Annotated in this window: 21 protein-coding genes and 1 pseudogene; 7 read left to right on the top strand and 15 right to left on the bottom strand. The window is 68.5% G+C overall.

What is annotated here, in order from left to right; translation table 11 throughout:
• Nucleotides 1-2: 2 nt before the first annotated feature.
• On the top strand, nucleotides 3-431 hold the full coding sequence (locus HNO51_RS01440; protein ID WP_209538298.1) for a PPC domain-containing protein: 429 nt from the start codon (nucleotides 3-5) through the stop codon (nucleotides 429-431).
• Nucleotides 432-515: 84 nt separating this feature from the next.
• On the opposite strand, the gene HNO51_RS01445 is transcribed toward HNO51_RS01440, so the two are convergent.
• Complete coding sequence (locus HNO51_RS01445; protein WP_149329746.1) at nucleotides 516-1,034, bottom strand: Hcp family type VI secretion system effector; 519 nt, start codon at nucleotides 1,032-1,034, stop codon at nucleotides 516-518.
• A gap of 266 nt (nucleotides 1,035-1,300) precedes the next feature.
• On the opposite strand from HNO51_RS01445, the gene dksA reads away from it, so the two are divergent.
• The 3 genes and pseudogenes from dksA to HNO51_RS01460 all read left to right on the top strand — a co-directional run bounded on the left by dksA (nucleotide 1,301) and on the right by HNO51_RS01460 (nucleotide 3,613).
• Complete coding sequence (gene dksA / locus HNO51_RS01450; protein ID WP_209538299.1) at nucleotides 1,301-1,732, top strand: RNA polymerase-binding protein DksA; 432 nt, start codon at nucleotides 1,301-1,303, stop codon at nucleotides 1,730-1,732.
• Nucleotides 1,717-2,136 (top strand): annotated as a pseudogene (locus HNO51_RS01455) (GTP-binding protein); the annotation flags it as partial. The gene dksA and the pseudogene HNO51_RS01455, both read left to right, overlap by 16 nt.
• A gap of 283 nt (nucleotides 2,137-2,419) precedes the next feature.
• On the top strand, nucleotides 2,420-3,613 hold the full coding sequence (locus tag HNO51_RS01460) for a D-alanyl-D-alanine carboxypeptidase (RefSeq protein ID WP_330932864.1): 1,194 nt from the start codon (nucleotides 2,420-2,422) through the stop codon (nucleotides 3,611-3,613).
• A gap of 71 nt (nucleotides 3,614-3,684) precedes the next feature.
• Here HNO51_RS01460 and HNO51_RS01465 read toward each other — a convergent pair whose 3' ends face one another.
• Genes HNO51_RS01465 through HNO51_RS01480 form a run of 4 tightly spaced genes read right to left on the bottom strand, consistent with a single transcriptional unit; the run spans nucleotide 3,685 to nucleotide 8,463 of the window.
• Nucleotides 3,685-5,124, bottom strand: a complete 1,440-nt coding sequence (locus HNO51_RS01465) for an ABC transporter ATP-binding protein (RefSeq protein ID WP_209538300.1) — start codon at nucleotides 5,122-5,124, stop codon at nucleotides 3,685-3,687.
• Complete coding sequence (locus tag HNO51_RS01470) at nucleotides 5,121-5,948, bottom strand: ABC transporter permease (protein WP_197449296.1); 828 nt, start codon at nucleotides 5,946-5,948, stop codon at nucleotides 5,121-5,123. The genes HNO51_RS01465 and HNO51_RS01470 overlap by 4 nt, the downstream gene beginning before the upstream one ends.
• Complete coding sequence (locus tag HNO51_RS01475) at nucleotides 5,945-6,940, bottom strand: ABC transporter permease (protein ID WP_209538301.1); 996 nt, start codon at nucleotides 6,938-6,940, stop codon at nucleotides 5,945-5,947. The genes HNO51_RS01470 and HNO51_RS01475 overlap by 4 nt, the downstream gene beginning before the upstream one ends.
• Nucleotides 6,937-8,463: an ABC transporter substrate-binding protein gene (locus tag HNO51_RS01480; RefSeq protein WP_209538302.1), complete on the bottom strand. Its 1,527-nt coding sequence runs from the start codon at nucleotides 8,461-8,463 to the stop codon at nucleotides 6,937-6,939. The genes HNO51_RS01475 and HNO51_RS01480 overlap by 4 nt, the downstream gene beginning before the upstream one ends.
• 230 nt (nucleotides 8,464-8,693) lie before the next feature.
• On the opposite strand from HNO51_RS01480, the gene HNO51_RS01485 reads away from it, so the two are divergent.
• Entirely contained in the window at nucleotides 8,694-9,569 is an 876-nt protein-coding gene (locus HNO51_RS01485) for a DMT family transporter (RefSeq protein ID WP_197449299.1), read from the top strand.
• A 47-nt stretch (nucleotides 9,570-9,616) separates the two neighbouring features.
• On the opposite strand, the gene HNO51_RS01490 is transcribed toward HNO51_RS01485, so the two are convergent.
• Genes HNO51_RS01490 through HNO51_RS01500 form a run of 3 tightly spaced genes read right to left on the bottom strand, consistent with a single transcriptional unit; the run spans nucleotide 9,617 to nucleotide 12,232 of the window.
• Nucleotides 9,617-10,495, bottom strand: a complete 879-nt coding sequence (locus HNO51_RS01490; protein WP_197450887.1) for a metal ABC transporter permease — start codon at nucleotides 10,493-10,495, stop codon at nucleotides 9,617-9,619.
• A 43-nt stretch (nucleotides 10,496-10,538) separates the two neighbouring features.
• Nucleotides 10,539-11,327, bottom strand: a complete 789-nt coding sequence (locus HNO51_RS01495) for a metal ABC transporter ATP-binding protein (protein ID WP_209538303.1) — start codon at nucleotides 11,325-11,327, stop codon at nucleotides 10,539-10,541.
• Nucleotides 11,324-12,232 (bottom strand): metal ABC transporter solute-binding protein, Zn/Mn family, encoded by a 909-nt coding sequence (locus tag HNO51_RS01500; RefSeq protein ID WP_209538304.1) that lies wholly within the window; start codon nucleotides 12,230-12,232, stop codon nucleotides 11,324-11,326. Before HNO51_RS01500 ends, HNO51_RS01495 begins: the two co-directional genes overlap by 4 nt.
• Before the next feature lie 167 nt (nucleotides 12,233-12,399).
• Between HNO51_RS01500 and mntR the strand changes: the two genes are divergently transcribed.
• Nucleotides 12,400-12,882 (top strand): manganese-binding transcriptional regulator MntR, encoded by a 483-nt coding sequence (mntR, locus tag HNO51_RS01505; RefSeq protein WP_197449302.1) that lies wholly within the window; start codon nucleotides 12,400-12,402, stop codon nucleotides 12,880-12,882.
• 45 nt (nucleotides 12,883-12,927) lie between these two features.
• On the opposite strand, the gene thiE is transcribed toward mntR, so the two are convergent.
• Together thiE and HNO51_RS01515 are read right to left on the bottom strand one after the other, a co-directional pair.
• Nucleotides 12,928-13,542 carry a thiamine phosphate synthase gene (gene thiE / locus HNO51_RS01510; RefSeq protein ID WP_197449303.1) on the bottom strand — a complete coding sequence of 205 codons (615 nt, stop codon included), beginning with the start codon at nucleotides 13,540-13,542 and terminating at the stop codon, nucleotides 12,928-12,930.
• Nucleotides 13,543-13,597: 55 nt separating this feature from the next.
• The gene (locus HNO51_RS01515) at nucleotides 13,598-14,122 is read right to left on the bottom strand and encodes a C40 family peptidase (RefSeq protein WP_209538305.1); all 525 of its coding nucleotides are present in this window, start codon (nucleotides 14,120-14,122) and stop codon (nucleotides 13,598-13,600) included.
• Between the two features lie 135 nt (nucleotides 14,123-14,257).
• On the opposite strand from HNO51_RS01515, the gene gloA reads away from it, so the two are divergent.
• The gene (gene gloA, locus HNO51_RS01520; protein ID WP_209538306.1) at nucleotides 14,258-14,791 is read left to right on the top strand and encodes a lactoylglutathione lyase; all 534 of its coding nucleotides are present in this window, start codon (nucleotides 14,258-14,260) and stop codon (nucleotides 14,789-14,791) included.
• A gap of 92 nt (nucleotides 14,792-14,883) precedes the next feature.
• On the opposite strand, the gene HNO51_RS01525 is transcribed toward gloA, so the two are convergent.
• The 5 genes from HNO51_RS01525 to HNO51_RS01545 all read right to left on the bottom strand — a co-directional run bounded on the left by HNO51_RS01525 (nucleotide 14,884) and on the right by HNO51_RS01545 (nucleotide 20,673).
• Nucleotides 14,884-15,327, bottom strand: a complete 444-nt coding sequence (locus tag HNO51_RS01525) for a DoxX family protein (protein WP_209538307.1) — start codon at nucleotides 15,325-15,327, stop codon at nucleotides 14,884-14,886.
• A gap of 79 nt (nucleotides 15,328-15,406) precedes the next feature.
• Nucleotides 15,407-16,324 carry a LysR family transcriptional regulator gene (locus HNO51_RS01530; RefSeq protein WP_197449307.1) on the bottom strand — a complete coding sequence of 306 codons (918 nt, stop codon included), beginning with the start codon at nucleotides 16,322-16,324 and terminating at the stop codon, nucleotides 15,407-15,409.
• 19 nt (nucleotides 16,325-16,343) lie between these two features.
• Nucleotides 16,344-17,495 (bottom strand): lipocalin-like domain-containing protein, encoded by a 1,152-nt coding sequence (locus tag HNO51_RS01535; protein WP_209538308.1) that lies wholly within the window; start codon nucleotides 17,493-17,495, stop codon nucleotides 16,344-16,346.
• A complete protein-coding gene (locus HNO51_RS01540; RefSeq protein WP_209538309.1) occupies nucleotides 17,492-19,990 on the bottom strand; it encodes an ABC transporter permease in 2,499 nt (832 codons plus the stop codon). The genes HNO51_RS01535 and HNO51_RS01540 overlap by 4 nt, the downstream gene beginning before the upstream one ends.
• Nucleotides 19,990-20,673, bottom strand: coding sequence for an ABC transporter ATP-binding protein (locus HNO51_RS01545; RefSeq protein WP_209538310.1), 684 nt, complete (start codon nucleotides 20,671-20,673; stop codon nucleotides 19,990-19,992). The genes HNO51_RS01540 and HNO51_RS01545 overlap by 1 nt, the downstream gene beginning before the upstream one ends.
• Nucleotides 20,674-21,346 lie beyond the last annotated feature (673 nt).

Below are 21,346 nucleotides of genomic sequence, written 5' to 3' on the forward strand. Positions count from 1 at the left end.
TCATGAAGCGCTTGATAACCTCTCTGCCATTGATTCTGTTGCTGCTATTGGCCGGCTGCGCCGGCATGGGCGATCCACGGGATAGCGCCACCGAACTGGAGCCCGGTCGCTTCTACGAGGTCATGACGCCGGGGCATCGCTACTACACCTTTACCCTGGATGCCCCCGCCCGCGTGGTGCTGGAAAGCCACACCTTCCCCGGCGACACGGGGATCGTGGCACCCGCGGGACAGCTGCTCGATGCCGACGGGCAAGTGGTGGAGCGCGACTGGAACAGCGGGCGCAACAGCAACTTCAGAATCGAGCGCCGACTCGAGGCGGGCACCTGGTACCTGCGGGTGACCACGCCGCATGCGAGCCCTGGTTCCTTCGGCATGATGGAGCGCGACTATCGTTATTCGGTGACGCTGAAGGTCGACCGGACGCGCTGAAGGGATAAAGGTCTTGGCGTGCCGGTCGCTTGCGAGGTAGCGAAACCCCCGCCCGACGAACAGGCAGGGGCGAGGGCGAGCCGATCAGGACTCGATCGGGGCGCGCCAGTCGTCGGAACCGGAGGTGCCGGCGACGGTGTGTTCCCAGTCGATCTTGCGGTAGGCCAGGGAGACGTCCATCAGCTGAGTGAACTCGGCTTTGGTCATGTCCTGGGCATGCGGCATGCGCAGGTTGATGTCGACGATGGTGGCGTCGGTCAGGGTGGTGGTGAAGAAGTGCTCCTGCTTGCCCTCGACGGAGGTGCGGTACCACTTCAGCTCGACGTTCGGCAGCATCTCGCCGGAGGCCAGGGCGTTGTACATCAGCGGCACGGCCTTGTTCAGGGCCACGGTGAAGACGAACGGCTTGTGGGCGCGCTGGCCGGAGGGCTGGCCGGACTGCGGGTCGGTGGGCACGGTCACGACGTGCTTGAACTCCTGGACCAGCATCTCGTCCTCGTGGCCTTCCACGTAGATGTTGCCCACGGAATCCGGGGTGAAGGCACCGGCAGTGATGTTGCCCTGGGTCTGGCCTTCGATGCTGATATAGCAGGGAGTCGGCATGGTCTGCTCCTTGACGATGTGAATGAAATGTCCGATGGACGGTTCACTAAGGGCAGGAAGCGTGCCGTTGTTAATAAAGTGCTTTTAAAACAATTTGTTTCGCTGTTTTCTATGCTCAAGGCTCAGTTTAATTAGGCAATGGGTTGCCCAGCTCAGGCAAGATCTTGCCCGGCGGGCAACAACTTGCTCGACTGGAAAGGCCCTGACGAGAGGGTGTGTGCGATTTAGATGTTATGTTATAACATCAGTTTTTTCAGGAGAAACCCATGCAGCCGATCGACCCCGGGGTACAGCAACTGCTGGAAATGCCGGAGGAGGCGTACATGAATGCCGCCCAGCTCGACTACTTCCGGCACCGGCTCCTGGCCGAACAGGCCGAGGTGGAAGGACATCTGGCGGAGGTGCGCCAGGCCATTGGCGACAGCGAGCGTAGCGGTGACGACCTTGACCGCGCTGCGGTGGAGGAGGAGCTGCGCCTGCTGTTGCGCCAGGCGGATCGGGAGACGCGGCTGCTGCGCAAGATCCGCCAGGCGCTACGGCGTATCGAGGAGGGCGACTACGGCTACTGCGCCGAGACCGGTCAGCCCATCGGCCTGCCGCGCCTGCTGCTGCGACCCACGGCCGAGCTGTGCCTGGAGGCCAAGGAGCGCCAGGAGCAGCGCGAGCATCACTACAGCAAATCGCGAGGAGACCAATGATGACCAATGACCGCTTGCATGGCGACTGGTTCGTCGGCAAGCTGCTGCGGTCAAAGGGGTTCTTCTGGCTTGCCACGCGGCCGCAGTTCGCCGGGCAGTGGAGCCAGGCGGGCGGGATCGCCCACTACGGTTTCGCCGGCATGTTCTGGAAGGCGGTGCCCGAGTCGTCGCGCTGGCCACAGGATGCGGAGAGCCGGGCCTATATCATGGAGCAGTGGGCGGAGCCTTTCGGCGATATGCGCTAGGAGCTGGTCTTCATCGGGCAGAACCTCGACGAGGCCAGGATACGCCAGGCGCTGGATGCCGGCCTGCTCGGTTCTGCCGAGCTGGCGGATGGTTCCGCGGGCTGGGCCTCCTTGCCCGATCCCTTTCCTGCCTGGGAGCACCCTGGCAGGGCCGGCTGAAGGCAGACGTTATTCCAGTTGATTAATAAACGGATCTTTAATGGAAGCCGCCGGAATATATGCAAAAAAACTTGCTATTCCGGCTGTAAAGCGCTCCGTTAATCGCCATACTGAAGCGAGGTCCGCTTCAGAAACGGGCTACAGGGGAATCACAAGGGAACCAGAGGTCTTCGTCATGCGCTCCTACAACCGACACTACCTCGGTGTGGCCATTTTTTTTCTTCTTTGTTTGCAACTGTTGACGGTCAGTACGGCGCAGGCCAACCCCCGCTATGCGGCTATCGTGATCGATGTCGAAAGCGGCGACGTTCTGCATGCTGACAACGCGGATGCCACCCGCTATCCGGCCTCGTTGACCAAGATGATGACGCTCTACATGCTGTTCGAGGCGCTCGAGAACGGCAGCATGCATCTCAGCCAGCCGCTTCCGGTTTCGTCCCATGCCGCTTCGATGCCCGCTTCCAAGCTGTGGCTTTCGGCGGGCAGCACCATCGCGGTCGAGGATGCCATCAAGGCGCTGGTGGTGCGTTCCGCCAATGATGTCGCCGTGGTGGTGGCCGAGGCGCTGGGCGGCACGGAGTCCGGCTTCGCGCGCATGATGACCCAGCGGGCTAACGAGCTGGGCATGCCCAACACCGTGTTCCGCAACGCCTCGGGCCTGCCGGACAACGCCCAGGTGACGACGGCGCGGGACATGGCCACGCTGTCGATCCGCGTGATGCAGGACTTCCCGCAGTACTACCACTACTTCTCGACCCAGAGCTTCAGCTACCGCGGGACCACGCATACCAGCCACAACCGGCTAGTGCGCAACTATCCCGGCGCCGACGGTCTCAAGACCGGCTTCATCCGCGCTTCGGGCTTCAACGTGGCGACCTCGGCGATCCGCAACGACCGCCGCATCGTCTCGGTGGTGATGGGCGGTTTCACTGCCGCCTCGCGTGATACCCACATGGCCGACCTGCTCGACCGTGGCTTCGCCCGCCTTTCCATGCTGCAACGCGGCGACTGGATCGCCCGGGCCGACGTGCTGGGCGATCGCATGGAATTGTCGGAGAGCCCGCCCGCGTCGGCCCAGCAGCTGGCGGCAGCGCCCGAGGCGGGCGGCCAGGTGGCCAGCGCCGAGCTGGAGCGCCGTCTCTCCTTCCAGTCGGAGATGGAGATCGAGATGGGCTCCGCCGACGACCCGATTCGCGCCCTGATCGCCCAGGCCGATTCGCCGCGCGCAGCCAGCGGCAACTGGGCCGTGCAGGTTGGCGCCTTCAACGACGCCGACCAGGCACGCAACCTGGCGACCCGCGCGGCCGATCAGTTGGCCAGTCTGTTGAACGACGTACGCGTATCGGTGGCGGAATCCGGCGGCGATCGTCGCGTCTTCCGGGCCCGCCTGGTCGACCTGCAGGAGAGCGATGCCCACTCCGCCTGCGACAGCCTGCGGGCCCAGGGCATGGATTGCATGGTGGTGGCGCACAACTGACGTCGCGCTTCAGCGCCCTTGCGACATCGCCCCGCTCATGCGGGGCGATGTCGTTTCGTCTCGTGAGTCGCTCAGGCCAGGGCCGGGTCGAGCTCCGGCTCCGCTTCGCGCAGGCTCCCGTCACTGAGCGCGATCCGCCGGTCGCAGGTGCGCTCGATCAATGCCGGATCGTGGCTCACCAGCATTACCCCGCAGCGCCGTTCGCGGGCCAGCTCCACCAGCAGCGCCAGTGTCTGGCGTTGGGTGATGGGGTCGAGGCGTGAGGTCGGCTCGTCGGCGAACAGGAAGCACGGTTCGAGCAGCAGTACGCGCAGGATGGCGAAGCGCTGCAGCTCGCCGCCCGAGATCTCGCCGGGACGCCGGGACAGCAGCCGTTCGTCGAGTCCCAGGCGTGCCATCAGCGGGGCGATGGCGCTGCGATCCAGGCGGTGGCGCCGCACCAGGTCGTCGAGCAGACGCGAGAGCCGCCAGTGGGGTGAGAAGGCCGCCGGCGGATCCTGATAGAGCTTCTGGAAGCCCAGCGGATACCCCGGCGCCCGATAGATCTCGCCATCGTCGGCATGCGTCACGCCCAGCAGCATGTCGCCCAGCGTGCTTTTGCCGCAGCCGGAAGGGCCGACCACACCGACGATCTCGCCGGGGCTGACCGTGAGCGAGAGGTCGTGGAACAGTTCGCGTCCGCCGCGTGCCTTGACCAAACCGCGGGCGCTCACGACCGCCGCCTGTCGCTCGCTCAGCGGTGCCGGGCGCGGCCAGCGGCCGGGCTCGGCGTCCAGCAGGCGCTGCCCGTACTCGCTTTGTGGGTGAGTGAGCACTTGCTGGGCCGGGCCGCGCTCGACCACCTGGCCCTGGCGCAGGATGAGCACTTCGCCGCCGAGGCGGCGGGCCACGTCGATGTCGTGGGTAATGGTGACCAGGGCGCCGCCGCGCTCGGACGTACGCGCCAGCAGTTCGACCACCGCATCGCGCCTGGGCGCATCGAGCCCCTTGGTCGGCTCGTCGGCGATCACGATGGGGGCGCCGCCGGCACTGGCGGCGGCGAAGGCCACGCGCTGGGCCATGCCGCCGGAGAGCTCGCCGGGCAGCTTGGCGCCGGCGTCCACCAGGCCCAGCTCGGTGAGATCGGTCCAGGCGGCCTGGAGCGACGCACGTCGGTCACGCCCGGCCACGTGGCGGTGGCTCTCGGCGACCTGCGAGATGGCCCGCATGGTCGGGTCCAGCGCGTGCCACGGCTCCTGGGGCAGCAGCGCCAGGCGTCGGCCCCACAGGGCGCGGCGCGACGTTGGGTCGGCGGCCTCGAACGTCTCGCCGTCGATGACGAGACGCCCCTGGGCGGCAAGTCCACGGGGCAGCGTGCCCATGATCGCCTGGGCGATCAGGCTCTTGCCCGAGCCGGTCTCGCCGAGCAGGGTCAGGCGCCCGCCGGGGCCGAGCGAACAGGAGAACGGCGCGATGTTGACGCCCTCACCCCGGATCGTCAGGCCTGCGGCCTGAAGTAAGTACGCACTCATCGTGGATCCCTCCCCGCCAGCAGATTGAGGCTCAGCACCAGCACGAACAGCACAAGGATCGGCTGGGCCATGGCCCAGGGCGCCTCGTGGTAGTAGGGCAGCAGCTCGATCATCATCAGCCCCAGTTCGGCGGTGGGCGGTCGCAGGCCGACGCTGACGAAGCCCAGCGCGGCCATGGCGAGGATCGCGCTGGCGGCGCCGAAGGCGGCCAGGGTCAGCACCTGCGGGGCGAGCTCCGGCCACAGGTGGCGGCGGAACAGGTAGAACGGACCGAAGCCGAGCAGGCGGCTCGCCTCGAGCTGCGGCGAGGCGATCAGGATGCGGGTGCGGGCCCGTACCACGCGGAAGTACTCGATCCACAGTACCAGCGAGATGCCGACGTAGAGCGCCCAGAAGTTGCCCGGGGCGATGGCGACCAGCAGCAGTACCAGCAGCAGGCCGGGCAGCGCCAGGCAGGCATCGGCCAGGCTGCCCAGCACGCGGTCGAACCAGCCGCCGCGCCAGCCGGCGATGACGCCGAGGATCACGCCCGGCACGGCGGCACTGGCCACGCTGAGCAGCGCCATGCCGAACGAGAGCTGTACGGCGGATGCCAGCCGAGCCAGCAGGCTGCGCCCCAGGTGGTCGGTGCCGAGCGGTTCGGCCAGCGACGGCAATTGCAGGATGCGCGTCAGCTGCTGGCGCGCCGGGTCGGCATCGAACAGCCAGGGCACCAGCCAGGCGAAGGCGAGCAGCAGCGCCAGCAGCGCGGCGCCAAGCCGCTGGCGGCCGTTCAGGGCCGGCAAGGCCCAGCGGCGGGAGGGAGTCAGGGCAAGCGTTTTCATGCGCTGCGCCTCCTGGGATCGAGCCAGTGGCAGAGCAGATCTACCACGGTGTTGAGCGCGACGAACATCAGCCCCATTACCAGCGCGGTGCCCTGGATCATCGGCACGTCGCGGGCGACGATGGCATGCACCAGGGCGTGGCCGATGCCGGGCCAGGCGAACAGGGTCTCGACCACCACCACGCCCTCGATCAGGTAGACGAACTGCACGCCGAGGTAGGCGATCACCGGCACCGCGGCGTTGCGCAGGCCGTGGCGCAGGAAGCTCAGGCGTTCGCCCAGGCCCTTGGTGCGCGAGAAGGCGTAGTAGGCCGACTGCGACACGTCGGCCATGGCATTGCGCGCCACCCGGCTGGAGATGGCGGCCAGGGCCAGCGCCAGGGTCAGCGCCGGCAGTATCCCATGCGCGAAGCGGCCATGGCCGGCGGCCGGCAGCCAGCCCAGGGTGACCGAGAAGATCAGGATCAGCACCAGGCCGACGGCGAAGGGGGGCAGGGCGCGCAGCACGCTGGCGGCCACTTCGCTTACGCGGTCCAGCGTCCCGTTGGGCTTGAGCCCGGCGAGCAGGCCAAGCGGCGGGCCCAGCAGCAGCGAGAGCAGCACGGCCATCGCCGCCAGGCCCAGGGAGTGGCCGAGCTGATGCCACAGCTCGGCCACTACCGGCTCGCCGCTGACCAGCGAGCGGCCCAGGTCGAACTGCACCAGGTCCCACAGCCAGCCGAAGTAGGCGCCGAGCGCCGGCTGGTCCAGCGCCAGTTCGGCGCGTACCGCCTCGGCGGCACTGGTGTTGACCATGTCGTGACCGTAGCGGCCGGCGGCGATGCGGTAGGCCATGTCGCCGGGCAGCGAACGGGTCAGCACGAAGGTCAGGGTACCGACCATCCAGGCCACCAGCCCGGCCTGGAACAGACGCTGCAGCAGCAGGCCACCCAGGCCTGCCGTCCTATGAGAAGCCCGGCGCGGTGTCGTTCGTGATGCCAGGGTCACGCTCATTCACTCCACCTCAGTTCGTCGATGCGATAGCTGCGCTCCAGTGGGTCGATGGAAAAACCCTCCAGCTCGGCGTCGACCGCGGCGGTCTGCTGGTACCAGGCCACGGGCACGACCGGCATGGCCTCGTTCAGGCGGCGTGCCACCTGCCCCGCCAGCTCGCTGCGGGCCTCGCTGTCGGCTTCCTGGCGCAGGGTATCGAGCCAGCCGGGCAGGTCGTCGTCGCGCCAGCCCATGGCGCCCCAGTCGCCGCCCATCGCTTCGGGATCGGTGCCGAAGTCGTCGAGCAGGGTGCCGAGCGGGTCGGGTACCAGGCCGTAGTTACGCGCCATCAGGCCCAGCTCCAGGCTGCCGTCGCGATGGCCGAAGGGAATCTCGCTGGCGTTGCCCACGGCGACTTCCAGCGCCACGCCGATCTCACGCCACTGGTCCTGCAGGGCTGTCGCCACCAGCGGCAGTTCGGGGCGGTCGGAGAAGGTGCGCAGGGTCAGTTGGAACGGTTCGCCGTCGCGCTCGAGCATACCGCTGCCGTTGGCCTGCCAGCCCAGCTCGGCGAGCATCTCGCGGGCCCGCTCTAGGTCCTGGGCATCGCCGGCGTCGAGGCCGAGGTGCCAGGGGCCCAGGCTTGCCGGGAACAGCTCGGCGGCGGCGGCTTCGGGGTCGCGTAGCAGGCCGGCGGCGATGCCCTCGCGGTCGATGGCCAGGCTCAGCGCCTGGCGGGCGCGCTCGTCCTCGAGGAAGGGATGTTCGGCATTGACCTTGAAGACGATGGTGCGCGGCAGCGGCTCGGCGTGCAGCGCCAGGCGGTCGTTGCGCGCCAGCCGCGCGCGGCTGGCCGGGTCGAGGGTGAATACCACGTCGGCATCGCCGCTCTCGGCCATCACGGCACGCGTCTCGCCGCGGCCCACCGCCAGGTAGCTGGCGGTGCCGATGGCGGGTGCCTCGCCCCAGTAGCCGTCGAAACGCTCCACCTCGAGCCGCTGCGGAGGAGCCACGCTCTTTACCCGGTAGGGCCCGGTACCGATCACCTCGGTGACACGCTCCTCGTCGTCGAAGGCGCCCGGGGCGAGAATCAGGGTGGTGGAGTGGGCCAGCAGTGCCGGCAGCGGCGCGAAGGGGCTGTCGAGCCGGATCACCACCTCGTTGCCCTCGGCCTCGATGGCGGCGATGGGCGCCGAATCGAGGATGCCCGGTTTGGCCAGGGCGTGCTCGAGGCTGGCTGCCGCCGCTTCTGCCGTCAGCGGGCTGCCATCATGGAAGGTGACGTCTTCGCGCAGCGCGAAGCGCCAGGCCAGTCCATCGTCGCTGGGCTGCCAGGAAGCCGCCAGCCCGGGGGCGGGCCGGCCATCGGCATCGGTGTCGACCAGGGTCTCGGCGACGCGCATCCGGGCGTAGACATAGCCGGCCGTCGAGGGATCGGCGCCGGTGATCTCCCAGGGGGCGACCACCGCCAGCGGCCGGTCGGCGGCGGCTGACAGGGGCAGCAGGGCCAGGGCAAGGAGAAGGGAACGAGGGGGTCGCACCATTGCAGGATCTTCCTAGCGTAGTCGAAAAATAGGCATGTACGTTATAACATAACTTTTTTGAGTGGAAGCTGCACCTGCCTATATCCCGACCTCGACCTGCCCATGGTTGGATGCGTCATTTTGGGGCGACGTACTTGCCGCAGCCTGCACCAGCCATTAGGTTGTTAATCATCAAGCCCCGCCGCCCTCTCGGTCGGCGGGGTGGTTTTTTGGCAGCCGGGAGGGGTGTCATGTCACCGTCGTTGAAGGGGATTCTGTTCATGTGCGCCGGGGTGCTGTGCCTGGCCATCGGCGATGCCATCGCCAAGTGGCTGGGCGAGGTGCACTCGCCGCTGCAGATCATCTTCTTTCGCACCCTGGTGTCGCTGCCGTTGATCGCGTTGCTGGCCCACTACGGTGGCGGCCTGCGCAAGCTGCGGACCCGGCGCCCGTTCGTGCATCTGGTGCGCGGCCTGATCTATGCCGGCACCATGGTCTGTTTCGTCTTCGGCTTGACTCTGCTGCCGCTGGCGGAGGCCACGGCAATTGCCTTCGTCGCCCCGCTGTTCGTCACGCTGCTCTCTGTGCCGCTACTGGGCGAGCGGATCGACCCGCCGGTGCTGGCCGCGTCGCTGTTCGGCTTCGCGGGGGTGCTGATCGTGGTGCGCCCGGGGGGCGATGCCTTCCAACTGGGTTCGCTGGTGCTCATCGGCGCGGCGCTGTTCTATGCGCTGATGATGATCACGGCCAGGCGCTACGGCACCACCGAATCCCTCTGGGCCATGGTGTTCTACATGACGCTGGTGCCGATGGTGTTGGCCGCCGTGGCGCTGCCATGGGTCTGGCAGATGCCCCAGCCCTGGCACTGGCTGGGTTTCTTCGGGGCCGGCGTGGTCGGGGTGGGGGCCACGGCCTGCATCACCATGGCCTTTCGTTTCGCTCCGGCGGCCATCGCCGCACCGTTCGACTACACCGCCATGCTGTGGGCGGTACTGCTGGGGTGGTGGTTCTGGGGCGAGATGCCCGACGTCTGGGTGTTCGTCGGCAGCGCCCTGATCATCGGCAGCGGCCTGGCGATCGCCTATCACGACCGCCGGACGACCCTGAAACGCCGCCCGACGTCCTAGCCTTCGTGCGACCACTGTCTGCGCTCGGCCATGTGGCGCCAGCCTGGTCAGGCCTGAGCGCGATTGAGCCGCCAGCGCCGCCAGTGGCGCGCCACCAAGCCGTGCCTGGGTGCCGCCAGCAGGGCAAGGAGGAACAGGCCCGAGGCCACCAGCACGATGGCGCCCCCCGAGGCGACGTCCAGCGATACCGACACCACCAGCCCCACCACGGCGGAGGTCACGCCGACCGCGACCGAGATCGCCAGCATCGTGGTGAAGCGGTCGGTGAGCAGGTGGGCCGTGGCGCCGGGGGTGATCAGCATCGCCACCACCAGGATGATGCCCACGGTTTCCAGGCTGGCGACGATGGTCAGCGTCAGCAGCAGGATCAGGCCATAGTGGATCACGCTGGTGCGGAAGCCCAGCGCCTGGGCCTGCTGCGGGTCGAAGGTATAGAGCAGCAGCGGGCGATAGGCCAGCCAGATCGCCAGCAGCGTCACCGCGCTGGCCAGCAGCGTCAGTAGCAACGCCGAGGTCTTCACCCCCAGCACGTTGCCGAACAGGATATGCAGCAGGTGGGTGCTGGTGGCGATCTTGCTGATGATCACGATGCCCAGCGCGAAGGCGGCGGTGAACATCAGCCCCATCGCCGCATCCGACTTGATGCGGGTGTGGCGTTCGATGGCGCCGATGCCCAGCGAGGTCAGCGCGCCGGTGACGAAGGCGCCGATGAAGAACGGCCAGCCCAGCAGGTAGGCAATCGCCACGCCGGGCAGCACCGCATGGGAAATGGCATCCCCCAGCAGCGACCAGCGCTTGAGCACCACGTAGCAGGAGAGCAGCCCGCAGATCGCCCCCACCAGCACCGACGTGAGCAGGGCGCGCTGCATGAAGCGGTACTCGAAGGGCGCGGCCAGGCTCTCGGGCAGGAGATTGACGAACGCCATCAGCAGTGCCGTCAGCGCATCGACCACCTCCAGGGCGAAGGGCTCAAGCAGCGACACGCGCACCTCCCCGCATGGCGTCTGGGGTACCTACCGCCAGGCGCGCCAGCATGGTGTCGTTGAGCATCTCGTCCGGGGTGCCCAGGCCGACGAGCGTGCGATTGATCAGCAGCACGTTGTCGGCATGGACGCGTGCGCTCGGCATGTCGTGGGTCACCATGATGATGGTCCGCCCGGCGCTGCGCTCGCGCTCGAGGGTGGCGAGAATCAGCTTCTCGCTGGGGGGATCGACCCCTGCCAGGGGCTCGTCGAGCAGCAGGATCCTGGCCTGCTGTGCCAGGGCGCGCGCCAGCATGACGCGCTTCTTCTGCCCCCCGGATAGCTCACCGATGGGGCGGGCGGCATAGTCGGCCATGTCGACGGCGTCGAGGGCGGCTTCCACCGCCTGGCGATGGTCGGGGTTGGCCCAATGGCGGGGCAGCAGGCGCTGCCACAGCGGGTCATGGCGCATCAGGCCGTAGCGGCCGGTCAGCACCGTGTCGTGTACCGAGATGGGAAAGTCCCACTCCATGTTCTCCTGCTGGGCCATGTAGGCGATGTTGCCGGCCCGGCGCTGTGCCGCAGGGCTCCCGCCGAGGATCCGAAGCTCGCCGCGCAGCGGCACGAGGCTGCCGATCACCAGGTTGAGCAGGCTCGACTTGCCGGCGCCGTTGGGGCCGACGATGGCCGTCCACTGCCCCTGCGGCAGCGCCAGGGTGATGTCCTCGAGCACAGGCTGCTGGTGATAGGCCGCACAGAGCCGGTGTGCCTGAAGTGCCGGAACGGGGTGGGTCATCGTTCGCCTCCCAGGGTATCGAGCAGTAGCTGGACGTTGTGGCGCAGCATCCCGGGATAGTCCGGCGCCTCGCCCTCCGGCTCGCTGAGGGAATCGACGTAGAGCGGGCCGGCGATCTTCACTTCGGTCTCGCTGGCCACGCTGCGCACGTGGCGATCGGAAATCGTGCTCTCCCAGAAGATGGCGGCCGGCTGGCGCTCCTCGATCTTGTCGACGATGCGCATGACCTGATGCGGCGAGCCCTCCTGCTCGGCATTGTTGCCCCAGATGCCGTCGTGCTCGAAGCCGAAGGCGTCGGCAAAATAGAGGAAGGCCGCTTCGCTGGTGATGAGCAGGCGCCGCTCCTCGGGAATGGTGGCGAGGGATTCCGTGAGTTCGTCGTGCAGGGCGTGAAGCGATTCTCCCAGCGCCTCGGCACGCGAGCGGAAGGCATCGGCGGCGTCCGGCCGGGCCTCGGCGAGGACTTCGGCGGCCACCCGGGCGTACTCGGCGGCGGCACGCGGATCCATCCACATGTGCGGGTCGGCCTCGCCGGCGAAGTCGCCGGTGGCGATCGGCTGGGTCGCATAGCCGCTCTCCTCGGCCAGCGCGACCAGCGGCACGTCGTCACCTATCGTGGCCTCGACCTGGCCGATCCACTGCTCCAGGCCATAGCCGTTGTAGAGCACGACGTCGGCCTTCTCGAGGGCCACGAAGTTGCTCGGCACCAGTTCCCATTCGTGCACTTCCGCGCCCACCGGGGTCAGCACCTCGACCTCGGCGTCGTCGCCTGCCACCTCACGCACCAAGTCCCCCAGCACCGAGAAGGTGGTCGCCACCCGGAGCGGCGACTCCTCGGCATGGGCCGTGTTCGACAAGGCCAGCGCAAGGGCGCTGAGCAGCATCCATCCCCTGGGAAGCGGCATCGGGTCACTCTCCTATGACGTCAGGGCCGTTGAATGTGGGTTGTTTCGTTACAGTGAGTTTCTGAGTGCATGGCTAATATTTTAGCCAAGGTTAACTTGTAGGGTAGTAGGAAATCTCTATCGGTGCACTGTTGCTGCCCTATCAGGACATTGGCTATATTGGCGCGATGACCGACACCCCAGATGACGTGACGCCGGATCGCCTTTGCAAGGCGGATGCCCTGCCGCCCAGCGACCAGCATGCGCAGCAGTATGCTGCCGTGCGCAATGCCCATGAAACCGAGCTGCTCGAGGATTACGTCGAGTTGATCGCCCACTTGCTGAAGCATCAGGGCGAGGCGCGTTCGACCGATATCGCCGCGCGGATGGGGGTCAGCCAGGCCACGGTGTCGAAGACCGTGACCCGGCTCAAGGCGCTGGGGCTGGTCTCCAGCAAGCCCTATCGTTCGCTGTTCCTGACGGAAAAGGGAGAAGCCATGGCGGCCATGTCGCATCAGCGTCATGCCATCGTGCTGCAGTTCCTGCGTGCCCTCGGCGTCAGCGATCGCATTGCGCGCATCGATGCCGAGGGCATGGAGCATCACGTCAGCCAGGAGACCCTGGACATCATGCAGCGCTATACCCGCGAGCAGGAGCGTCGCGGTTCCTGAGGCGATGCCGCCACGGTCTCGCCACGTCTTGCCTTTCCTCTCTGATCAATCGGCGAAGAACGCCCGGGCAGCGGCTTCCGGATCCGGCTGGCCGCAGATCGCCGATACCACCGCCGGCCCCCTGGCGCCGGCCTCCCGCACGGCCCTGGCGTGCTTCGCCTTGAGCCCGCCGATGGCCACCGCCGGCAGCGGGCTTGCCGCCACCAGCGCGGCCAGGCCGTCGAAGCCCAGCGGCCTGGCGTGGTCGCGCTTGGTCGAAGTGGCGAATACCGGGCCGAGGCCGAGATAGTCCAACCGGGCCGGGTCGAGGCGGGCGAGCTGGTCGTGGTTCTGCACCGAGAGGCCGAGAATGGCGTTTTCGCCCAGCGCGGCACGGGCCGCGGCCACGTCGCCGTCGTCCTGGCCGATATGCAGGCCGTCGGCGCCGCTCTCCACTGCCACCGCCAGGCGATCGTTGATGATCAGCGGTACGCCGCTGCCGGCCAGGGCGGCCTTGAGACGGCGCGCCTGGTCGATCATCTCGCCGTCGGAAGCCTGCTTGTCGCGAAGTTGCACGACGCTGACCCCGCCGCGCACCGCGGCGACGACGGTCTCCACCAGGCCATGGCGGGCGCAGAGCTCGGGGTCGGTTACCAGATAGAGGGAAAGGTCGAGTGGCATGGCATCACCGCTGTGATTTGAAGGCCCTTCATCTTACCCATGCTGACGAAAGAGTTCAGGGCGCGGGGCCGGCGGCACCTAGAAACCGATCCTGCCAGTAGTCGATGTGCAGCGGCACGCTGCTGACCCTGCGGCCGCTGCCGGGGGCGTGGATCATCTGGCCGTCGCCGCGGTAGATGCCGACATGGGTGGCCTTGCGACCGTCGCCGAAGAACAGCAGGTCGCCGGGCTGGGCACGTTCGACGGCCGGCAGGTTGCGGTACTGCTCGTCGGCGGTGCGCGGCACCCGGATGCCTGCCGCCCGGTAGGCCATCTCCACCAGCCCCGAGCAGTCGAGTCCTTTCGGCGTATTGCCGCCCAGCCGATAGGGCGTGCCCAGGGCTTCCCTGGCGGTAGCCAGGATCAGGGCGCGTTCGATGGATAGCGCGTCGCTGCGCGGGTCGTGGGTGGCCAGATCGCGGCTGGCACAGCCGGCCAGCAGGGCCAGCGCCAGCAGGTAGGCCAAGTGGCGGAAAAGGCGCTCGGCGAGGTGACGGAGCGGCCTTGGCGCCACCGGGGTTGGCAGGGACGAGGTCGGCATCGGCGGTCGCTCTACGCAGCGGTACTTCGCCTACTTTAGCGTGAACCGGGGATTCATGGCAGCGGGCGACGGCTGGAAAAACGTCGAAGCGACCCGCATCATCGTGAGCCCATGCCACAGCCTGAGGAGAGACACATGAGCTTCAAGGGAGAGCAGCATCCCGGTGTGCAGGCGCCGACGGCCGATTCGCAGGGCTTTCGTCTCAACCACACCATGTTGCGGGTCAAGGATCCGCAGAAGGCGCTGGCCTTCTACACCCGCGTGTTCGGCATGCAGGTCCTGCGCCGCCTCGATTTCGAGGAGATGGGCTTCTCGCTCTACTTCCTGGCCAAGCTGGATGAAAACGAGCAGGTGCCCGAGGACCGGGGCGAGCGCACGGTGTGGACCTTCGGCCAGAAAGGCCTGCTCGAGCTGACCCACAACTGGGGCACCGAGAGCCAGGACGACTTCGCCTACCACGACGGCAACGCCGAGCCCCAGGGCTTCGGCCACATCTGCTTCTCGGTGCCGGACCTCGAGGCCGCCGAGGCGTGGTTCGACGCCAACGAGGTGGAATTCGTGAAGCGCTCGGACCAGGGCAAGATGAAGGACGTAATTTTCGTCAAGGACGTGGACGGCTACTGGATCGAGGTGGTCCAGGCCGACCGCCTGTCTGCTCTGGGGGATTGAGCCAGGAGCCTCGGGGTGTCCGCTGCCGCTTTTTCGTTCGGGTAGCGCCCCGCTGCCTGGCGTCGCCGGGCGGCGCCAGGCAGCGGGTTCATTCAGGCGAAGCGACGGCTGACGACCAGGCTACCGCTGCCGAGGCCGGCCTGTACCAGCAGTGCCACGGCCCAGAACACCGGGTACTCCCAGCCGCCGCCCGGGTTGGAGAAGACCCAGCCGTTGCCGGCATGCACCCAGGCGGCGCCGATCAGGACCGGGATCAGGGCCAGGCTGACCCAGCGTGAGTAAATACCGAGGATCAGGGCCAGACCGCCGCCGACCTCGGCGAGGATGGTCAGGTAGGCGATCAAGGCGGGCAGGCCGATCGATTCGAAGTAGCCCACCGTACCGGGCACGGTAAACACGAATACCTTGAGCAGGCCGTGGGCCAGGGCCATGACGCCGAGCGACACGCGCAGCAGGGCGGTGGCATGAGCCTGAAGGGATTGGTTTTGCGAAGCGCTGGCGAGCGCGGGGCTTGCTTGAGTAGCTTGCGTTTGCATGGGAAGGACTCCGTTGTTCGTCAGGGTTGCCCTCACTCTACGCTGCCCTTCATGCGGGATAATCGTCGATTCGCGAACATCATTGTTGCGCAAGAGGCGGCAATCCGAGCTCCCTTTCCCACGCCGGCGGATCCCCCCACGCCTCGGCGAGGAAATCGAGCAGTCGCTCGACCTTGGCCGGCAGGTGGCGTCGTGCCGGATAGACACCGTAGATCCCCAGGGTGACCGTCGCCTCCTCCAGCAGCAGTGGCACCAGTCGGCCCTGGCGGATGCTCTCGGTCACCAGAAAGCTCGGCTGATGGGCGATGCCAAGCCCGGCCTCGGCGGCCTGGGTCAAGACCTCGCCGTTGTTGCTCTCCAGCGGGCCGTGAACGGCAATGCGGCGATCGCCGAGCTGCCAGTCGGCACCGCTGGCGGTGCGATAGCGCAGGCAGCGATGCTCGGCCAGCTCCGCCAGCGTGCGCGGCTCGCCGAAGCGGGCCAGGTACCCGGGCGAGGCGCACGGCACCAGGCGGCAGCGGGCCAGGCGCCGCGCCACCAGGCTGGAGTCGGGCAGGCTGCCGATGCGGATCGCCAGGTCGTAGCCCTCCTCGAGCAGGTCGACGCGGCGGTCGCTGAGATCGAGGCGTACCTCTAGCGCGGGGTGTGCGAGCATGAAGCGCGTGATCAACGGCGAGAGGAAACGCGTGCCGAAGGACATCGGGCCGTTGACGCGTAGGCGGCCGCACACCTCGGTGCTGCCGGCGCCCAGCTCCGCTTCGGCCTCCTCCAGCGCCTGCAGGATCGCCTGGGCGCGGGCGAGGTAGCTCTCTCCGGCCTCGGTGAGATGCAGGCGGCGGGTCGTCCGCTGCAGCAGGCGCACGCCCAGGTGGCTTTCGAGCTCCATGATCAGGCGCGAGATGCGCGTGCGCGACAGATCCAGCGTCTCGGCGGCGCGGGTGTAGCTGCCGAGTTCGGCGACCCGCACGTAGGCGGTCATGGCATCCAGCAGGTTCATGGCGCTCTCCTCGCAGGCGTCAGTACCCGGTCATCTCCAGGTATCCTACCCCGTGGCGCTCGCCGTCGTCGGCGCCGCGGGCGACCACTTCGCCTTCCCAGTAGGGCACGCTGGTATCCATCCAGCGTTCGGCGTGGGGTGCCTCGACGATCAGGTCGATCCCGGCACGGGGTATCTCCAGGCGCCAGCGGGTCGGCAGCTCGCGGCCCGCCACGCGCCGGGTATCGAGCGGGGTCATGTCGATCTCATTCGGGGCCAGTGCGGTGGGTTCGCCATCGGGACCGATCCAGGTGCCCGAGCGGTAGTCGCCGCCGTCTTCGCCGCCGCCGCGCAGTTGGAAGGCCATCAGCCGATGGCCATCATCGAAGTGCAGCGAGAACCAGTCCCAGCCCTGCTGGCGCTCGTCGAGCAGCTGGCTGCTCCACTCGCGGTCGAGCCAGCCGCGTCCGCTTACCTCTCTGGTCTCTCCGTCCAGGGTGACCTCGCCCTCGATGCGCCAGAACGGCTGGCTATAGTAGAGCGAACCTTCACCGTTGGCGGCCTTCTGGCTGAAGCCGGCTTCGCCGTGCAATACCAGCGGCCCCTCGGCGGTCAGCGTCAGGTCATAGCCGAAGCCGCCGTGCTCGTCGTCCTGATGTGCCGTCAGTGCCAGTTCGGCGAAGGTGTCGCCCCCGCTCGTCGCATCCGCTTCGAGTCGGCTGGCCAGCTGCCACTGGTCGATCCAGGCGCGGAAGGGCTCGGCCCTCGTTCCCGCCTGGCCGTCGTCCTGCCGCGTATGGCCGCGGGCGAAGCGCTCCGCCACGCGGTGGGTGTCCCCTCGGGAGACCGCCATATGGGCCATCCACAGCTGGTCGGCGGCCCAGGGACCGGGCGCAGGGCGCTCGTGGGGTGGCGTCAGTGCCTGGCGGAACAGGGTCCACTGCAGGCCCAGCGGCTCGCCGCCCGCGTCCGTGAGGTTGGCGGTGAGATACCACCACTCGATGCGGTAGTCCGGGTGGGCGCCGTGGTCCTCGGGGAAGCGCAGGGGGATACCCCGCCGGGCCTGGGCGAAGTCACCGGCCTCTTGGCCCAGCCCGGCGAAACCTGCCGACTCGCTGGGCGGTGGCTCGCCTTCGCAGCCGGCAAGCCAGGCGGTCGCCAGCAGGGTCGCCAGCATGCCGACGCGCTTCATGGCGCCTCCTCCGCCAGCAGGGCGCGGGGCGGCGCATGCCACAGGCGAGCCGCCGGCAACGCCGCGGCGAGCAGTGCCACCGCGGCGGCCGTCGCCAGGGTCAGGGCGATATCCTCGGGGAAGATGTGCAACGGCAGGCGCCAGCCGAAGGCGGCCACGTTGATCACCGCCACCAGGCCCAGCGCCAGCACGCTGCCCAGCGGCACGGCGAGGGCGCCGACGGCCAGTGCCATGCCGCCGAGCTGGGCCAGCTGCACCGTGACCAGCCGGGCGCGCGGCACGCCCAGCGCCCACAGTGGGGCGAGCTGGCGGCGACGCTCCCGCGCCTGGGCCAGCAGGCTCGCCAGCAGGGCCAGCGCGGCCACGGCCAGGGTCAATACGCTCAGCGCTCGGGTGATGGTGAAGGTGCGCTCGAAGATCTCGACGGAGACCCGCTTCACCTCGCGCTGGTCCACCAGCGCATCGCCGCCGAGTTCGAAGCGCTGGCGCAGCGCGTCACGCAGCGCCGCCTCATCGGCGCTCGCGGTGAGCACGATGCCGATCGAACTGGGCGCAGCGGCGAAGCGCTCGGCCAGGTGAGGCGTGGCCAGCAGCACTTCGCCGCGGGTGTTGCCGTAGTCGGGATAGACCGCGGCCACCGGCAGTGTCTCGCGTACGCCCGGGCCCGTCAGCGTCAGACGGTCGCCCGGGGCCAGTTCCTGATCGATGGCGAGTTGCTCGTTGACGAAGGCGGCCTTGCCCGCGGCGAACGCCTGCCAGGCGGCGTCGCGCCCGGCCTGGGTGTCGAGCAGCGGCCAGCTCGGGATCAGCGTCTCGCCCGGGGTGATGCCGTAGAGGCCGACCGGCAGCTGCGGCGAGCGTGATCCGCCGCTGCCGTCGATCTCCACCAGCGTGGCCTCGGCGTGACGGGTCGGCAGCAGTTCGTCGACCTCGGGGCGCTCGGCCAGCCACGCCTGCACCGTGTCGAACTGCTCGGGCGGCGGGCGCAGGTAGTAGTCTGCCATCAGGCGCTGGTCGAGCCAGTCGAGGAACGTCAGGCGGAAGCCGCCGACCATGCTGCTCACGCCCAGGTTGGCGGAGAGCGCGATCAGCAGCGCCATCATGGCGAGCGCCAGCCTGGGCAACTGCAGCTGCAGGTCGGCCAGCGCCCAGTGGGCCAGCGGCCGGCGGGCAACGAGGCGGCCGAGGCCGGCCAGCACCAGGGCCAGCAGCGAGGGCAGCAGCAGGGCGCTGGCCAGCAGCAGTGCGGCGATCAGGGCGAAGCCGGCCAGCAGCCCCTCGCCGGCGGGCTGGCGCGCGAGCCATGCCCACAGCCCCAGACCGACCGCTGCGACTGCGGCCCCTGCCAGTGCCATGCCGCGCAGCTGGCGCAGGAAGCCGGCGCGCCAGGCCTGGGCCTGGCCCAGCCCCAGCACGCTGAGGCGCGCCGCCCGCCACAGCACGCCGCTGCCCGCCAGCAGCAGGCCGCCCAGGGTGACGCCGAGCCCGCCGAGCCAGTAGTGCCAAGGGAGGTTGAGCGTGACCGCCACCTCGGCGCCGTAGAGGCTGCCCAGGGTGGCGGCCACGTCGGGCAACAGCACGCGCGCCAGCCATACGCCGCTGACGATACCGGCCACGGCGCCGACGACACCCAGCAGCGCCAGCTCCAGGGCGAGCAGCCCGACCAGGCCGCGCCCCGTCACGCCCAAGGCACGCAGCGTACGCAGCATGCCCAGGCGTTGCTCCAGCGCCAGGCCCAGCGCCGCCTGGACGATGAACAGCCCCACCACCAGTGCCAGCAGCGCCATGGCGGTGAGGTTGAGATGGAAGCTCTCGGTGAGCTGACCGGGCGAGACCAGTGTGGCCGCTCGGGTCAGTACCAGCCCCTCGGGGGCGCGTTCGAGTGCGCCCGGGGCGGTGACCAGGCGTGACAGCCGTTCGCCGCTGTCGAGCAGGCGCGCCGCCGCGGCGATATCCATGACCAGGGTGCCGGGTGGCAGCGTGGGCGTGAGCACCAGCGGCGGCATTCGGCGATTGGCCAGGCGCGGCTCGGCGCCGGCGGCTTCGCGGTGGCTCAGGTCCAGTGCGGGCAGGGTGTCCGGGGCGATGCGGGTCTGCCACGGCGGGGTGAGGAAGTCGGCCAGCTCTCCCTGGCTGGAGGCAGCAGCGAAGGCACTGTCGCCGGGCAGGGTCAGGGGATCGATGCCGATCACGCGCAGCTCGGTACCGTCCGGGGCCTCGAGCCGGCCTTCCAGCAGGGGCGATACGAGCCAGCCGGCACGGCGCAGGCGCAGGTAGTCGTCGCGCGTCAGCGGCTCGCCGTCGCGGCGCTCCAGGCGGTCGAGCCCGGTGGTGAACAGCGCCTCGGCGCGGGCGTAGCTGTCGCGTGCCGAGGCGTTGATCGCCTGTACGCCGCTCCATAGCGCACCGGCCACCCACAGCCCCAGCAGCAGCATGGCGAGCTGGCCGGGGTGGCGCTTGTAGTGTGAAAGCAGTGTCGCCAGGGCGGTCAGCATCAGCGGTGGCTCGCCTCTTGGCCGGAAGGCGGCTCGAGCCGGCCGTGGGTCAGGCGCAGGCAGCGGTCCAGCGGGGCGGCGACCTGCGGGCTGTGGGTCACCATCAGCAGCGCACTGCCGGCCTCGCGCACCAGGTCGAGCAGCAGCTCGAGCACCTCAGCGGCGGTGGTCTCGTCAAGGTTGCCGGTGGGCTCGTCGGCGAGCAGCAGGGCGGGGCGGGACGCCAGGGCACGGCCGATGGCCAGGCGCTGCTGCTGGCCGCCCGAGAGCTGTTCCGGGTAGCGCCGCTCGAGGCCCGCCAGGCCCAGGCGCTCGATCAGGTGCGCCGACCACTTCGGCGTTTCGCGCTTGGCCAGCCGCGCCTGCAGGCGCAGGTTGTCGCTCACGTTCAGGCTCGGCACGAGGTGAAACTGCTGGAACACCAACCCCAGGGTCTCGCGGCGCAGCCGGGCGCGGTCCGGCTCGTCCAGCGCAGCGACCGAACGGCCGGCGACGATCACTTCGCCGCTATCCGGCAGGTCGAGCCCCGCCGCCAGGTGCAGCAGGGTCGACTTGCCGCTGCCCGACTCGCCCATCAGCGCCAGGCTCTCGCCGGGGCGCAGCTCGAGGTCGACGGCGGTGAGCACCGCGAGCGGGCCTTGGGGTGTGGCGTAGGCCTTGTGAACCTGGCGAAATTCGAGCATGTCGGCCTTTCCTGGGGAAAGGCGTATCGTCCCACAAGCGGACGGCTCAGGCGAAGATGCGCACGGCGGGAATCGGCCCCAGGCCCATCACGCCGGGTTCGACCCCGGTGGTGCTGGCGGCGATCAGTCGGGCGCGGGGCGCAAGCCCGCGGCGTTCGGCCTCGTCGGCGAGGGCCAGCAGCAGGCTGGCGGCGCCGCCGAAGCTGCCGATGGCGGTGCGGACTGCCGAGAATGACGACGGAATCGAGCCGCATCTTGTCTCTCCTGTCTGTCGTCGGCGTCAGGTCATCTTGCGTAACGATCGGCATCTCGTATGACTCATGTTCGTTCTTGTGGCGTTTGGCGTTTATCACCAGCTGTGGATAACACTGTGCACTGTTTGGTGAACTTTTGTGCAAAGGGTGTGAGCTGTCCACAAGTGCAGCGTTCTCACCCCCTACTTGCTCGTTCATGGTAGGGAGAAAGCGGTTCGGCCGGTTTACGCATCGCGCCACATTCGTTGCATTTCGTGTCATTTTTTCTTGGCCAGAAGCCGATGCCTCAGACCTGGAAAGAGACGGTGACAGATCGTGCCAAGCCGGTGATGCGATGGTTAGCGCAAGGCAACCGGCGGCTGCCAAGCCATCATTGATCGACGGGCCATGAAGGGGTTATGTGTGCGTGGTGCAAGGCA

The sequence above is a fragment of the Billgrantia sulfidoxydans genome (assembly GCF_017868775.1).
GTDB classification, from domain to species: Bacteria; Pseudomonadota; Gammaproteobacteria; order Pseudomonadales; family Halomonadaceae; genus Halomonas; species Halomonas sulfidoxydans.

Bases quoted from the DNA above. Each gene is read 5' to 3' on its own strand.
- HNO51_RS01495 (WP_209538303.1), bottom strand. From the start codon at position 11,327: ATGACCCACCCCGTTCCGGCACTTCAGGCACACCGGCTCTGTGCGGCC.
- HNO51_RS01440 (WP_209538298.1), top strand. From the start codon at position 3: ATGAAGCGCTTGATAACCTCTCTGCCATTGATTCTGTTGCTGCTATTG.
- HNO51_RS01525 (WP_209538307.1), bottom strand. From the start codon at position 15,327: ATGCAAACGCAAGCTACTCAAGCAAGCCCCGCGCTCGCCAGCGCTTCG.
- mntR (WP_197449302.1), top strand. From the start codon at position 12,400: ATGACCGACACCCCAGATGACGTGACGCCGGATCGCCTTTGCAAGGCG.
- HNO51_RS01500 (WP_209538304.1), bottom strand. From the start codon at position 12,232: ATGCCGCTTCCCAGGGGATGGATGCTGCTCAGCGCCCTTGCGCTGGCC.
- HNO51_RS01475 (WP_209538301.1), bottom strand. From the start codon at position 6,940: ATGAGCGTGACCCTGGCATCACGAACGACACCGCGCCGGGCTTCTCAT.
- HNO51_RS01540 (WP_209538309.1), bottom strand. From the start codon at position 19,990: ATGCTGACCGCCCTGGCGACACTGCTTTCACACTACAAGCGCCACCCC.
- HNO51_RS01470 (WP_197449296.1), bottom strand. From the start codon at position 5,948: ATGAAAACGCTTGCCCTGACTCCCTCCCGCCGCTGGGCCTTGCCGGCC.
- HNO51_RS01480 (WP_209538302.1), bottom strand. From the start codon at position 8,463: ATGGTGCGACCCCCTCGTTCCCTTCTCCTTGCCCTGGCCCTGCTGCCC.
- HNO51_RS01545 (WP_209538310.1), bottom strand. From the start codon at position 20,673: ATGCTCGAATTTCGCCAGGTTCACAAGGCCTACGCCACACCCCAAGGC.
- HNO51_RS01490 (WP_197450887.1), bottom strand. From the start codon at position 10,495: ATGGCGTTCGTCAATCTCCTGCCCGAGAGCCTGGCCGCGCCCTTCGAG.
- thiE (WP_197449303.1), bottom strand. From the start codon at position 13,542: ATGCCACTCGACCTTTCCCTCTATCTGGTAACCGACCCCGAGCTCTGC.
- HNO51_RS01515 (WP_209538305.1), bottom strand. From the start codon at position 14,122: ATGCCGACCTCGTCCCTGCCAACCCCGGTGGCGCCAAGGCCGCTCCGT.
- dksA (WP_209538299.1), top strand. From the start codon at position 1,301: ATGCAGCCGATCGACCCCGGGGTACAGCAACTGCTGGAAATGCCGGAG.
- HNO51_RS01445 (WP_149329746.1), bottom strand. From the start codon at position 1,034: ATGCCGACTCCCTGCTATATCAGCATCGAAGGCCAGACCCAGGGCAAC.
- HNO51_RS01485 (WP_197449299.1), top strand. From the start codon at position 8,694: ATGTCACCGTCGTTGAAGGGGATTCTGTTCATGTGCGCCGGGGTGCTG.
- HNO51_RS01530 (WP_197449307.1), bottom strand. From the start codon at position 16,324: ATGAACCTGCTGGATGCCATGACCGCCTACGTGCGGGTCGCCGAACTC.
- HNO51_RS01535 (WP_209538308.1), bottom strand. From the start codon at position 17,495: ATGAAGCGCGTCGGCATGCTGGCGACCCTGCTGGCGACCGCCTGGCTT.
- gloA (WP_209538306.1), top strand. From the start codon at position 14,258: ATGAGCTTCAAGGGAGAGCAGCATCCCGGTGTGCAGGCGCCGACGGCC.
- HNO51_RS01465 (WP_209538300.1), bottom strand. From the start codon at position 5,124: ATGAGTGCGTACTTACTTCAGGCCGCAGGCCTGACGATCCGGGGTGAG.